17 protein-coding genes are annotated in these 12,814 nt (G+C 66.0%); 1 reads left to right on the top strand and 16 read right to left on the bottom strand.

Annotated elements, in window-relative coordinates; all coding sequences use genetic code 11:
* Positions 1–162 precede the first annotated feature (162 nt).
* From jaqu_RS11800 to mce, 16 genes are all read right to left on the bottom strand, one after another.
* Complete coding sequence (locus tag jaqu_RS11800) at positions 163–549, bottom strand: DUF5333 domain-containing protein (RefSeq protein ID WP_043919252.1); 387 nt, start codon at positions 547–549, stop codon at positions 163–165.
* Positions 550–646: 97 nt separating this feature from the next.
* Positions 647–1,024, bottom strand: coding sequence for a hypothetical protein (locus jaqu_RS20690; RefSeq protein WP_052500935.1), 378 nt, complete (start codon positions 1,022–1,024; stop codon positions 647–649).
* Positions 1,021–1,401: a DUF5333 family protein gene (locus jaqu_RS11810; RefSeq protein ID WP_043919196.1), complete on the bottom strand. Its 381-nt coding sequence runs from the start codon at positions 1,399–1,401 to the stop codon at positions 1,021–1,023. Before jaqu_RS11810 ends, jaqu_RS20690 begins: the two co-directional genes overlap by 4 nt.
* Positions 1,398–1,796: an MAPEG family protein gene (locus tag jaqu_RS11815; RefSeq protein WP_043919197.1), complete on the bottom strand. Its 399-nt coding sequence runs from the start codon at positions 1,794–1,796 to the stop codon at positions 1,398–1,400. The genes jaqu_RS11810 and jaqu_RS11815 overlap by 4 nt, the downstream gene beginning before the upstream one ends.
* The gene (locus tag jaqu_RS11820) at positions 1,796–2,206 is read right to left on the bottom strand and encodes a DUF5333 family protein (RefSeq protein ID WP_141134340.1); all 411 of its coding nucleotides are present in this window, start codon (positions 2,204–2,206) and stop codon (positions 1,796–1,798) included. The genes jaqu_RS11815 and jaqu_RS11820 overlap by 1 nt, the downstream gene beginning before the upstream one ends.
* Before the next feature lie 263 nt (positions 2,207–2,469).
* Positions 2,470–3,768, bottom strand: coding sequence for an NADH-quinone oxidoreductase subunit NuoF (nuoF, locus tag jaqu_RS11825; RefSeq protein WP_043919199.1), 1,299 nt, complete (start codon positions 3,766–3,768; stop codon positions 2,470–2,472).
* Between the two features lie 5 nt (positions 3,769–3,773).
* Positions 3,774–3,983 carry a DUF5337 domain-containing protein gene (locus jaqu_RS11830; RefSeq protein WP_043919200.1) on the bottom strand — a complete coding sequence of 70 codons (210 nt, stop codon included), beginning with the start codon at positions 3,981–3,983 and terminating at the stop codon, positions 3,774–3,776.
* 68 nt (positions 3,984–4,051) lie between these two features.
* On the bottom strand, positions 4,052–5,146 hold the full coding sequence (locus tag jaqu_RS22090; protein WP_236687845.1) for a hypothetical protein: 1,095 nt from the start codon (positions 5,144–5,146) through the stop codon (positions 4,052–4,054).
* Between the two features lie 40 nt (positions 5,147–5,186).
* Complete coding sequence (nuoE, locus tag jaqu_RS11840) at positions 5,187–6,743, bottom strand: NADH-quinone oxidoreductase subunit NuoE (RefSeq protein ID WP_043919201.1); 1,557 nt, start codon at positions 6,741–6,743, stop codon at positions 5,187–5,189.
* Positions 6,744–7,026: 283 nt separating this feature from the next.
* Positions 7,027–8,256, bottom strand: coding sequence for an NADH-quinone oxidoreductase subunit D (locus tag jaqu_RS11850; RefSeq protein WP_043919203.1), 1,230 nt, complete (start codon positions 8,254–8,256; stop codon positions 7,027–7,029).
* Complete coding sequence (locus jaqu_RS11855; RefSeq protein ID WP_043919204.1) at positions 8,256–8,492, bottom strand: hypothetical protein; 237 nt, start codon at positions 8,490–8,492, stop codon at positions 8,256–8,258. Before jaqu_RS11855 ends, jaqu_RS11850 begins: the two co-directional genes overlap by 1 nt.
* The gene (locus jaqu_RS11860) at positions 8,492–9,130 is read right to left on the bottom strand and encodes an NADH-quinone oxidoreductase subunit C (RefSeq protein WP_392387219.1); all 639 of its coding nucleotides are present in this window, start codon (positions 9,128–9,130) and stop codon (positions 8,492–8,494) included. Before jaqu_RS11860 ends, jaqu_RS11855 begins: the two co-directional genes overlap by 1 nt.
* A 10-nt stretch (positions 9,131–9,140) precedes the next feature.
* Positions 9,141–9,674, bottom strand: a complete 534-nt coding sequence (locus jaqu_RS11865; RefSeq protein WP_043919205.1) for a NuoB/complex I 20 kDa subunit family protein — start codon at positions 9,672–9,674, stop codon at positions 9,141–9,143.
* 401 nt (positions 9,675–10,075) lie between these two features.
* Positions 10,076–11,104 carry a hypothetical protein gene (locus jaqu_RS11870; protein WP_043919206.1) on the bottom strand — a complete coding sequence of 343 codons (1,029 nt, stop codon included), beginning with the start codon at positions 11,102–11,104 and terminating at the stop codon, positions 10,076–10,078.
* Positions 11,105–11,245: 141 nt separating this feature from the next.
* On the bottom strand, positions 11,246–11,524 hold the full coding sequence (locus jaqu_RS11875) for a DUF1467 family protein (protein ID WP_052500936.1): 279 nt from the start codon (positions 11,522–11,524) through the stop codon (positions 11,246–11,248).
* The gene (gene mce, locus jaqu_RS11880; RefSeq protein WP_043919207.1) at positions 11,521–11,934 is read right to left on the bottom strand and encodes a methylmalonyl-CoA epimerase; all 414 of its coding nucleotides are present in this window, start codon (positions 11,932–11,934) and stop codon (positions 11,521–11,523) included. The genes jaqu_RS11875 and mce overlap by 4 nt, the downstream gene beginning before the upstream one ends.
* Before the next feature lie 100 nt (positions 11,935–12,034).
* Between mce and jaqu_RS11885 the strand changes: the two genes are divergently transcribed.
* Complete coding sequence (locus jaqu_RS11885) at positions 12,035–12,733, top strand: response regulator (protein ID WP_043919208.1); 699 nt, start codon at positions 12,035–12,037, stop codon at positions 12,731–12,733.
* Positions 12,734–12,814 lie beyond the last annotated feature (81 nt).

A 12,814-nucleotide genomic window follows, 5' to 3' on the forward strand; every position in this document is an offset into this window, starting at 1 on the left:
CCGCCGGAGGCCCGGATCGGACGGGGCTCGATGCCCCGTCCGATCCGCTCCCGGGCGGGCCGCGCAAGGCGGCGCGCAACCGACCCGGTGCCGATTGTGCAGACAGGGGGGTGCACGGGGGGTGCACAGGGGGTGCACACGAATTTCGCAGGATTTGGCCCCCTAGTTCGGGTTCAGAAGCCGTCCGACCTGGCTGTCCTTCGCGACCTCCGACCGGCCGACGACGCAGTGGGATTCGACGTCCCCCGGCTTGGCGCCCAGCCGTTCCAGACGCTGTCGCGCGATCGCCTCGAGCCGGTCCTTCTCGGCATCGTCATCGATATAGGCCTCGACCTCGGCCCTGGAGTAGCCCAGATCGTAAGCCATTGATCGCAGTGTCAAAAGCGCATTCAGACCCCGCAGCCGACGGGGGGCGATATCGGGACAGACCTCCGAGATCTCGTAGGCGATCCCGATCAGGATCAGCCCCTCGGAAATCGTCCGTTCATCGTTGAGGTCGGCACTTGCGGGCGTCGCGGCCAGCATCAGCGCGGCGATCAGGTGGCGCATCATCGGCCTCCGGTGGTTCATCGGTCCCGGCAAGACCTTGGCACGACCTCGCGGATATTCAATGACATCAAGACGCCAGAGGAAGACGCGTTTGAAATCAGCGTGATATACACGCCCCGGCAAGCTGGAGGGCACCGCCATCGGCGATCGAAACCTCCGCAACGGGGCGATCCGGAGAGATCGTCCAGGCGATGTCGCTTTCCCCGAACCGGGTCAGGCAATACTCCACCGCCCGCTGCCGCCCGGCCTCAAGGGCAGCCGGTACGTTCCGCTGAGCCCCCGCCGTCGCCACGGTGAAGTTCCGCGACCCCCGCTCTTCGGCCCGTACACGCGACCGGAACCGGATGCCGTCCACCTCGGTCGCACTGCCGCGGATGCCTTGCCCGAACGGAGAACTCGCCCCGGAGGACAGGCTTCCGATAGCACCACACCCGGCGAGAGGCGCGATCAGCGCGCAGATCAGGACAAATCTCATTCCACCTCTCGCAACAGCGCACCGACCCGCGTCCGCAGACGCATTTCCAGCCGGCCTGCGGCGCACATTGCCTCTGCCGAGGGGTCTTCCGCAAGGGCGTGGCGCTTGAGGAACGCGCTCTGCCTGGACCGGAGACCGGACGCATCGCCCGCCAGCCGGACGGAGACCTGCTCTGCACTGTGACCTTCGCCGTCGAGCCGGGCCGTCATCTCTCGGGTCGCGCGCGCGGCCGCGTCGGCGTCGATGTCGAGGGTCGGACAGGCCTGTGCCACACGGCTGGCCGTCGAAGCGGCGAAGACCGCATCGAGATACCAATCGGGCACCCCCTCGGCCGAGGCGGGGAAGGCCAGCACAGAAAGGAGCAGGAGGAACCTCATAGAAATGCCGCCCATCCGGCCATCAGGGCCAGCGCCAGCACGCAAATCGACGCGACCATCCAGGCCGCGGAGCGCAAGGGCTGGATCTCCGTCGCGATATGGATCACCGCCATCGCGATCCGGGCGACCAGGAAGACCGATGCGAACAGGTTGACCCAGAACGGGGCGGCACCGGTCAGCATCGCGGCGAGAAGCGCAGCGAGGAACGGGCCCGTCGTCTCCATCGCGTTCTGGAGTGCGCGGTGGCGCCGGTAGGCCGGATCAGAATAGTCGCGAACCGGATGGCCGGATTCGGTCCGGGCCTTCGGCGTCCCCGCGACAGAGAAGATCGTCAGGACGACCATAAGGATTGCCCAGCCGGCCATCGCGGCGAGCGCATGCGAATAGGCCTCCATCACGTCGCCCTCAGATAGCGTCCGAACCGGGTGCCTGCGGCCACCTCGCCGCGCGCAACAGTGCAGAGCCGCGCCGTATCGCCGGGGGTCACGCCACGATCCTCGAGGTAGGCGATCGCCTCGCGGCCGGCCTCGTCCTCGTCGATGGCTGCCGTCGTCTCGCCGATCTGCCGGGGGGAGTAGCCTCGGGCCAGCATCTGCTCGACATATTGCCGCGAGGCTGCCTCCGTCGATCCGCCGATGAGGCGCAGATCACCGCAATTCTCGGCGGCCAGGCTGGCCAGCGCCAAATCGATTCCGAATTGCCGGGTCGTCTGCTGCAGCACACGGGGATCGGCCGGTCCGCTGGTCTGGCAGGCTGCTAAGAAGAATGCGGCCAGGATCGCCCCGGCATTCAAACGACGTCTCATCTTTACTCGCGCGTCAATTGTTTCGGATCCGGCAATAACACGCAGAGCGGTGGGGGTAAGACGGGAAAGTGACGTAGCGCGACATTGTTGCGTGCGGGGCGCGGCCCCTCCCCATTCAGGCCGGGCCAACAAGCCAGACCAAGCCCGCAGTCGACCTTCCAGAACCAGCGAGGCCTTGGGCTACGAGCTCGACGACACCGCCGCCGATGTCAGGTTGAACGCAGCCACGGCAGCGAATGAGACGCCGAACACCGCGGTCCGGATCATTCGGCGGCCACTGCCGCCGTCACCCTGCCGGTGCGCTTGGCCTTGATCCGATCCTCGATCTCATCCCGGAAGTGTCGGATCAGGCCCTGGATCGGCCAGGCTGCCGCGTCGCCGAGGGCGCAGATCGTATGTCCCTCCACCTGCTTTGTGACGTCCAGCAGCATGTCGATCTCCTCGACCTCCGCCTCGCCCTTCACCAGCCGGTCCATGACCCGCATCATCCATCCCGTGCCCTCGCGACACGGCGTGCACTGGCCACAACTCTCGTGCTTGTAGAACGCGCTCAGCCGCCAGATGGCCTTGATGATGTCGGTGGACTCGTCCATCACGATCACGGCGGCCGTTCCCAGGCCGGATTTCTGCTCGCGCAGCCAATCGAAATCCATGATCGCCTCGCGCGCGATTTCGCGTGGCAAGAGCGGCACCGACGACCCGCCGGGGATGATGGCCTTGAGGTTGTCCCAGCCTCCACGGATCCCGCCGCAATGCTTGTCGATCAGTTCCTGGAACGGGATCGACATGGCCTCCTCGACGACGCAGGGACGGTTCACGTGACCCGAGATCGCAAAGAGCTTGGTGCCCGCATTGTTGGGCCGGCCGAACTGGGCGAACCACTCGGCACCGCGGCGCAGGATCGTGGGCACGACGGCAATCGACTCGACGTTGTTCACGGTCGTCGGGCAGCCGTAGAGGCCCGCCCCCGCCGGGAAGGGCGGCTTCATGCGCGGCATGCCCTTCTTGCCCTCGAGGCTTTCGATCAGGGCCGTTTCCTCGCCGCAGATATAGGCGCCCGCGCCGTGATGCAGGTACAGATCGAAATCCCAGCCGGACCCGCAGGCGTTGCGCCCGATCAGGCCTGCATCGTAGGCCTCGTCGATCGCGTTCTGCAGGGCTTCCTTCTCGCGGATGTATTCGCCGCGGATGTAGATGTAGCAAGCATGCGCCCCCATCGCGAAACTGGCGATCAGGCAGCCCTCGATCAGCGTGTGGGGATCATGGCGCATGATCTCCCGGTCCTTGCAGGTTCCGGGCTCGGACTCGTCGGCGTTCACGACGAGATAGGCGGGCCTGCCGTCGCTCTCCTTGGGCATGAACGACCACTTCAGGCCGGTGGGGAAGCCCGCGCCGCCCCGGCCCCGCAGGCCTGAATCCTTCATGATCTGGACGATCTTGTCCCGACCCAGACCGATCAGATCCTTCGTGCCGTCCCAATGCCCGCGCGCCTTCGCCCCGGCGAGGGTGCGATCGTGCATGCCATAGAGGTTGGTGAAGATGCGGTCTTCGTCCTTGAGCATCGCTCTCACTCCTTGCGGGCGCGCCAGAGACGCAACGCCATGAAGATCGCCCAGCCGAGCACGGCTAGAACGGCCAGATCGATCAGCCCTGCCACACGCGGCGGCAGGCCCAGGGCCTGTCCGAGAAACAGGGCCACGATCCAGAGCGCCATGGCCCCGAGGATCACGGCCGCGATCCGGCGCTGCTTCCGCGCGATTTCGGCTGGGTCGGTCATTTGCCCCCTATCAATGGAAAGGCGGGCGCGCCGTCAAGCGCGCCCGCCGTCGCACCCTGCGGAAAGGCTCAGTAGACGCCGCCGTCCCCGACTTTTTTCGAGAACTCCGTCTCGCCGCCATCGGCCAGCAGCTTGGCCTGAGCAACCCAATCGTCCCGGCTGACGCGCCCCTTGAAGCCTTCAAGATGGCGGTCGACCCAGGCCACCTCGGCCGGCGTCCATGCGGCGATCTGGGCGAAATGATAGAAGCCGAGCTCATTGCAGAGCTTTTCGAGCTTCGGTCCGACGCCCTTGATCATCTTCAGATCATCCGCCTTTCCATCCTTCGGCGCGTCGAGGGTGACGGGCTTCTGTTCCTCCTGCGCTTCACCCGCAGCCGCGGCCGCGGCGCTGCTACCGCTGGATTTCGGCGCCACGCCCGCAGGCTCCGACGTGCGGGCGACGGCATCCGGCATCGGGTCGGTCTCGTTGTAGCTCTGTGCCGCCGCCGACGCCGTGGGCGCAGGGGCGTCCCCGCCACCGGGTGCGGCCTCGTTTCGGTTCGCCGCGGGTGCCGACGAAGCGGCACCAGCCGCGAAGGGCGGCGCGACGGGCGGCTCGGGTGAGACGACCTTGCCGTTCAGCGGCGCCGGCTGACCCATCGGCCGGGGATCGGAGGTCACGCCCACCGGCCGCGCCACGGCCGGGTCGGCCGCATTGATCGGTGCCGGTGACGGGATCCGCGTCGCGGGTACAGCCTCGACCTTCGGCGTTTCCAGTATCTTGGCGATCGGATGCGGCTCGAGCGTATCCGTCGAAGAGATGATGGAACCCGGGATCTCGTTCCGGTGCGGCGACGGCGCGCTCAGATCGCGCGGCCCCATCGGCTCGGGCATGGCCGGTTCACCTGGCTGACCCGGCGAGGTCGCCTTTGACCGGCTTTCCGTCGGCATCTCCATCTGGCCGGTCATGAGGGTCGGCGCGGGCTGCGGCCGTCCGATCGTCGCGATCAGCAAGACGGCGAGGATCGTTCCGATCGCACCGCCACTGAAGATGGCCTGAAGCGGGGTCCAATCCGCCAGGAGATACAGCATGACCATTGCACCGAAGCCCGCGAGTGCCGCGACTCCGAAGCAGATGGCTGTGCTCTCCAACGTCCCTACGGGACGGATTTCCTGTTGCATTGCGCACTCCCGTCATAAGGGGAGCCCGCTACCGCCGGCCTCAGTAGACGTCTCCCTTGTCCACGCGGGAAGAGAACTCGGTCTCGCCCCCGCTGGCAAGGAGTTTAGCCTGTTTGACCCATTCGTCACGGGTCACGCGTCCCTTGAAGCCTTCGAGGTTGCTATCGACCCAGGCGACTTCGTCGTCCGACCAGCCAGCGATCTGGTCGAAATGGTAGAAGCCGAGGTCGTTGCAGAGCGTCTCCAGCTTGGGACCGATCCCCCTGATCCGCTTCAGATCATCGGCCTGGCCGTCGCGCGGCGCCTTCAGGGCGTCCGGGCGTGTACCGGGGCCTTCGGCGCCGATCTCGGGCCCGCCGGCCACGCCGCCGGATTCGGTCTGCGCGTCGTGGCCATGGGTGCTGCCGGCGGCCGGGGCACTGCCGCGCTGCTCCGACAACCCGCCCGGGCCGACCGGAGCCTGTTGCGCATCCGCCCGCGGCGCCGAGATGTCGCCGGACGCGCCCTCGGGGCTTCCGGAACCGGTGGATCCATCGGGCGTGGAGGTGGATTCGGCCGCGGTCTTGGTCCCTTTCGGCTCACCGTCGTCATCGGTCGTGCCGGTGACCTGCGGTCCGGGATCGACACCCTTTTCCGCGGCCGTGGCATCGGCACCCAGACCGTCGCCCGGCTTGCCTTCCGGATCCGGTGCGACACTCCCCGGTTCGGGTTTCGCACGGGCCGTCGCCTCGGAGCCGCGCACATTCGCGCGACCGTCGCTGGCGTCGCCCCGGCTGCGCGGAGCCTCTGCCTCGTCGGCCACGCGACCGCCCTGTTTGCCATCGGGCCCGCTGGGTCCGAGCAGCGGATCGCGGGACGCCGCTTGCGGGTCCTCGTCGGCCTGGCTGGCCTTGCCCCAAGGCGCGACCAGCGGGACCTCGGTCCCGTCGATCCGCTTGATCGTGTCCCCGATCGAGGTGGCCAGCGCGACGGAAGCATTGGCCTTCTCGTCCGGCGCTTCGGCGTGGTCCGTCAGTGACGTCACCCCGCCTGCCGGCTCGGACGCCCAGCGGCCCGCCTGCGGGCCCGGCGTCGGAACTTCGCCGGCGCGGAACTCGCGCAGCATCTCTTCGAAGCGCTCGGTCGTCAGGTCTTCGTAATAGTCCTTGCCGATCTGGGCCATCGGCGCATTCGCGCAAGCCCCGAGGCATTCGACCTCCTCCCAGCTCAGCTTGCCGTCCTCACTGATCTGATGGGGTTTGGGCGCGATCTCCTTGCGGCAGACTTCGACCAGATCCTCGGCACCGCAGATCATGCAGGACGTGGTGCCGCAGATCTGAATATGGGCTACGCTGCCCACCGGACGGAGCTGGAACATGAAGTAGAAGGTCGCGACTTCGAGCACGCGGATATAGGCCATGCCCAGCATCTCGGCGACATGCTCCATCGCCGGCCGGGTGAGCCATCCCTCCTGCTCCTGCGCGCGCCAAAGGAGCGGGATCACCGCGCTGGCCTGACGGCCTTCGGGATACTTGGTGATCTGCGCCTCGGCCCATTCCTGGTTGGCGGGCGTGAAGGCGAAGGTGTCGGGTTGGTCTGGGTGCAGGCGGCGGAGCATCAGGTCATATCTCTCATCGTGTTCGTCTCACCTAGCGAGCGAAAGCAGCCTTCGCAGACGAATTGTATCTTCGCGAATGCTTCGTTCGCGTCATTTTAGGCGCCGCCATCCGCGATCAAACGTGCATCGCAGGCATCGCACCATGCGTTAACCTCTCCGATGTCACTTCGAACACAGTTCACGCCCCGGTTCACGCGATCATCCAGAGATGCCACAAGATGTTTGCAGATGAAGGCCGCGCGGGTCGCACCATGCGCGTCGCATTCGACGACCCGCTGCGTTCTCATCGGTCGATCTCCCCGAACACCACGTCCAGCGTGCCGATGATCGCGGCCACGTCGGCGAGCTGGTGGCCCTTCGACACGTGGTCCATCGCCTGCAAGTGCAGGTAGCCCGGGGCGCGCAGCTTGGCGCGGTAGGGTTTGTTCGACCCGTCCGAAACCATGTAGACGCCGAACTCGCCCTTCGGGTTCTCGGCCGCCGCATAGACTTCGCCGGCGGGGACGTGGAAGCCTTCGGTATAGAGCTTGAAGTGATGGATCAGTGCTTCCATCGAGGTCTTCATGTCGCCGCGCTTTGGCGGTGTCAGCTTGCCGCGCGCCAGCACGTCTCCCCCGCCCTCGGGTTCGCGCAGCTTGGCGATGCACTGCTTCATGATCGACAGCGACTGGCGTATCTCTTCCATCCGGACGAGGTAGCGGTCGTAGCAATCGCCGTTCGTGCCGGTGGGGATGAGGAAGTCGAACTCGTCATAGAGTTCGTAGGGCTGCGCGCGCCGTAGGTCCCAGGCCAGACCGGACCCGCGTGCCATCACGCCGGAGAAGCCCCAGTCCATCACCTCCTGCTCGCTGACGACGCAGATATCCACGTTGCGCTGCTTGAAGATGCGGTTCTCTGTGATCAGGCCGTCGATGTCGTCCATCACGGCGGGGAAGTGCTCGCACCATTCCTCGATGTCGTCGATCAGATCGGGCGGTAGGTCCTGATGCACGCCGCCGGGGCGGCAATAGGCCATGTGCATCCGCCCGCCCGAGGCCCGCTCGCAGAAGACCATCAGCTTCTCACGCTCCTCGAAGCCCCAGAGGGGCGGCGTCAGCGCGCCCACGTCCATCGCCTGCGTCGTGACGTTGAGCAGATGGCTGAGGATGCGACCGATCTCGCAGAAAAGGACGCGGATCAGGCTGGCGCGGCGCGGGATCTGGATACCCGTCAGCTTTTCGATCGCCATGCACCAGACATGCTCCTGATTGAACGGCGCCACGTAGTCGAGGCGGTCCAGATAGGGCAGGTTCTGCAGGTAGGTCCGGCTCTCCATCAGCTTTTCGGTGCCACGATGCAGCAGACCGATATGCGGGTCGCAGCGCTCCACGACTTCGCCGTCGAGTTCGAGAACGAGGCGAAGCACGCCGTGGGCCGCCGGATGCTGGGGACCGAAGTTCAGGTTGAAGTTGCGGATCTTCTGCTCGCCGGTGAGGGCGTCTTCGTAGCCGCGCGGGTTCAGGTCGCCGTCCATCACTTCACCCTCTCTTCTTCGGCCCATCGGGCCGCTCTTTCATTACGCATGGCCCTGCCCCGACGGCTGATGACCAGTACAGCAAATATCAGGAGTCCCGCGACCGGGATCAGTGCGACCAGACCGAGGGCCGGGGACTGTCCGGCGAGATGCGCCAGCCATCCGGCGACGATGACCGTGAGGAGGATCACCATCCCCCAGCCGACCACAGGGCCATAGGTTTGCACGGCGTACATCAGTTCGCCTCCCCGCCCTTCTCATCGCCCGGCAGCACGTATTCCGCGCCCTCCCACGGGCTCTCGAAATCGAACATCCGGTATTCCTGCGTCAGCTTCACCGGCTCGTAGACCACGCGCTTCTGCACCTCGTCGTAGCGCAGCTCAGTATAGCCCGTCGTCGGGAAGTCCTTGCGCAGCGGGTGCCCTCGGAAGCCGTAATCCGTCAGGATGCGCCGCAGGTCCGGGTGGCCGGAGAAGAGGATGCCGAACATGTCGAACACCTCGCGCTCGAACCAGTCGGCCGAAGGGTGGATGCCGATGATCGAGGGCACCACCTCGTCCTCGCGGACGCGGGCGCGCAGCCGGATGCGCTGATTCCGGTACATGCTGAGGAAGTGGTAGACGACGGCGAAACGCCGGTCGTCGCCGGGATAATCGACGGCCGTGATGTCGACCAGAGAGGCGAAACGGCACGTCTCGTCGGTCTTGAGGAACTCGACGAGCGCGGGGATGTCGGACGAGGTGCAATCCAGCGTCAACTCGCCCCGGTCGATCATGCTCGACGAGACCAGATCGGGCTGCTTCAGTTCGACATGCGCGGCTAGTTCCTCCAGCGAGGCGGGGTCGGCCATGTGCGGGGTCGTCACGAGAGCCATCAGAGCCTCCTTATCGAACGAGCGTACCGGTCCGGCGGATCTTCCGCTGGAGCTGCAAGAGACCGTAGAGCAGCGCCTCGGCCGTGGGCGGGCAGCCGGGCACGTACAGGTCGACCGGAACGATGCGGTCGCAGCCGCGCACCACGCTGTAGCTGTAATGGTAGTACCCGCCGCCATTTGCGCAGGACCCCATCGACAGCACGTAGCGCGGCTCGGGCATCTGGTCGTAGACCTTGCGCAGCGCGGGCGCCATCTTGTTGGTCAGCGTGCCGGCCACGATCATCAGGTCTGACTGGCGCGGGCTGGCGCGAGGGGCGGTCCCGAACCGCTCCATGTCGTAGCGCGGCATGGCCGTGTGCATCATCTCGACGGCACAACAGGCCAGACCGAACGTCATCCAGTGAAGGCTGCCGGTACGCGCCCAGTTGATGATGTCCTCCGTCGAGGTGAGGAGGAACCCCTTGTCCTGCAACTCCCGGTTCAGAAGCTGCGTGGCGTGTTCCTTGTCCGCATCCGCGGTGTTCAGCCCGGTCTGGACGCCCATGTCTCACCTCTCGGGATAGGCCGGGCGGTCTGGCGCCCGGTAACGGGTGGCGGTGTAGCCCGCGCCCCCGTGAGGGTCAACGCGGACACCTGCCACCAATGTAGGCGATAGCGCCGCAGGAGGAAGTGCGTCCGCCGGTCGCGCTCCTGTCTTCGGAGGTCGGACGGCGCATCGAAGATCGCGGATCTTCCGATCGGTCTGCGACCGGCCGACACTCTCCTTGGGACCGGCCCGCTTTGCAGCACGGCGCTTCGGCGATCGGCGGCGTGAAATCCACCAGATTTGCAAATCGGGGCCTGGCAATCGACGATCGTCGGAATGCCCGCCGCGCGGGGGTCAGGCGTGGTGCGACATGGCTATCGCCCTGCGGATCACGGCCGGGAGCCCACCCGAGAGTCCTGTCAGGCCGGTGCGCCCTCTCCTGCGAGTCGGCGCTGCACTTCCGCGACGAGGCGCTCTTCCTCGCTCATCGGTTCGGTCATGCCCTGCGGCTCGGGAATGATCGCGGCGGCGGTGGAGGTGGCGACTTTCATCGGTGCGCTTTCCGTCCGCTCCACCTGCCGGGGACGGTGCACGAAGCGCTGGATTTCCGAAACGAGGCTGTCGGGAACCGTGAACCGGATCGAGCGGACGGGCCGACCGGCAGCCCGGTCCAATTCGTCGGTCAGAAGATCCGCGAGTCCATCCACCAGCCAAAGGCCGATCGCGTGGCCGCGTGTCACGGGTTCGGTGACCTCTTCCGCCTCGATCAGCGTTCCCAGAACGGTTTTCCGGAACCGGAGGCGCAGGGCGGAGACATCCTTGCCGTCGTCCGAAACCGTGCGGACCTCGTCCCAGCCCCCGGCATCTTCCTCGCGGCGCGCGCGGAACCTGAGCGCCGCAGCCTGAAGTTCGAAGCCGCCACGGCGCATGGGCGGGAATGTGCATGTCACAGAGAATTTTCCACCCGCATCCGCGGCACCGCACGTGATCCGCGCATCCCGCCGGCCGGGGCGAAGGAGAACCCGCTCCCGCAGCGTCGCCACGGAAAGTCGGGACCGGGTGCGTGCTTCCAGCGTCACCGCCTCGGCAGGGCCTTCGTTCAGCCATTCCGGGACGATCTGCGTCAGCCAGGCAAACAGCGCGACACCACCTGCCAGCGCAACGCAGAAGAGCACGATCAACCCGAACGGGCCGAGGAACGTCCCGACGATCCCCAACGGATAGATCACCGCCATCAGGACGGCCGACACCATCAGGGTCTCGGACCATTCATGCGGATAGCGCAACGCGTGTGCCGCGGGAAGAAGGGCCAGCGGGAGCAGGCCGTAGGTCCATCCGCCCGCAAAGCCAGCGATCACGATCGCCAGGAGGAGCGGCAGGGTTATGGCCGACAGAACCAGTCGCCTCAGACGGTACAAGCGATACAGCAGGACACGCAGTGCCATCATTGAATTATCCGCATCTTGGCCCCCGAAAGGCAGGCTAGAGCGGAAACCGGTCGGAACTGCGGCGTCATCGTTCCCGATTTCGGCAATCTGCGACGGACGAACCGCCACTATGCCGATACCGGAAACATAGATCGGAATAGCTCAGTCCAGGGGCGGGCGTCCTGTGACCGCACGAAGGCCATCGATCGTAATCAAGCCAGAGACGATAAGCCAGCACAGCGGCACCCAGATGACGAGCGCGATACCCGTCGCGAGCCAGAGGCGCCGCTTCAGCCCCACGGCGACCGGCGCCGAGGCATGTGTTCCCGACAGCTTTCGCCCTTCGTCCCCCTGTGTCGTGACGCCGGTCTGCAGCAGAACGAGCATGACCATCGCCCAGACCATCGCGAACAGCACGAATGCGGAAAACCATCCGATCATGAGGGGGCAACCTGTTCGAGTTCCACGAGGGTCCCGGTGAAATCCTTCGGATGAAGGAACAACACCGGATTTCCATGGGCGCCGATCTTCGGCTCTCCATCACCGAGGACGCGAGCGCCAGAGGCTTGCAATTTGTCACGGGCCTCTCGGATGTCGTCCACCTCATAGCAGACATGGTGGATGCCGCCCGACGGGTTCTTTTCGAGGAAGCCGGCGATTGGGCTGTTGTCGCCCAGCGGATAGAGGAACTCGATCTTCGTGTTGGGCAATTCCACGAAGATGACCGTCACCCCATGGTCGGGCTCGTCCTGAGGGTCGCCGACCTTCGCGCCGAGCGTATCCCGATACTGGGCGGCTGCGGCCTCCAGGTCCGGCACGGCTATGGCCACGTGATTGAGTCGTCCGATCATGGGATCCCTCCGGTCAGCGCCGGATCAGCCGGCCGTCTTCATGCTTTCTTAAATCCATCTGGGCAATTTGACGCGAAGGCTCAAGACACCGGAGGACCCGATGGACGATCTGACGCTTCACACCCGCCCCCTCACGCCGACCGCGCAGCGGCCGCTTCTGGGGCTCACCGTCCTTGCGGTCGAGGATAGTCGCTTCGCGTCCGAGGCGCTGCGCCTGCTCTGTCTTCGGTCGGGTGCGCGGATCCGCCGCGCGGATTGCATCGCAAGCGCAGAACGCCATCTCAGGACCTATCTCGCCGATGTCGCCATCGTCGATCTGGGCCTGCCCGACGGCTCCGGCCTGACCCTCATCGAACGCCTGACGACCGCGCAATACCGCCCGAAGGTCATCCTCGCCACGTCCGGTGTCGACCGATCGGAGGCCGAGACGGCTGCGAAGGTGGCCGGCGCGGACGGGTTCCTCGCGAAGCCGATCGAAAGCATCGCGGTCTTCCAGCAGGCGATCCTCGCCCATCTGCCGAGTGAGCATCATCCTAAGGGTGTTCGGAGGCTCAGCCGCGAAACCGTTGTCCCGGATCGCCTCGCCCTGGTCGAGGATCTGGCCTATGCGGAACGGATGCTCGAAGATGAAGAGGTTTCCCCCGGCTTCGTGGCCGGCTTTCTGCAAGGGCTGGCTCGAACCGGCGGCGATCCCGCCCTGCTGTCGCAGACCCGCGGCCTGCGCGATATCCACGAGGATATACGCCCACGCCTCCGGGAACTGATCGCGGAACGCCGGAGCACGAAACGCATCATCTGACGCGATGCCGCGGACGGCCGGTCTCCTGATCGCGAGCCGAGCCGCGGCACCAATCACGCCTCCAGCGTCCACACCGATACG

The organism is Jannaschia aquimarina (assembly GCF_000877395.1).
In the GTDB taxonomy this organism is placed as follows: domain Bacteria; phylum Pseudomonadota; class Alphaproteobacteria; order Rhodobacterales; family Rhodobacteraceae; genus Jannaschia; species Jannaschia aquimarina.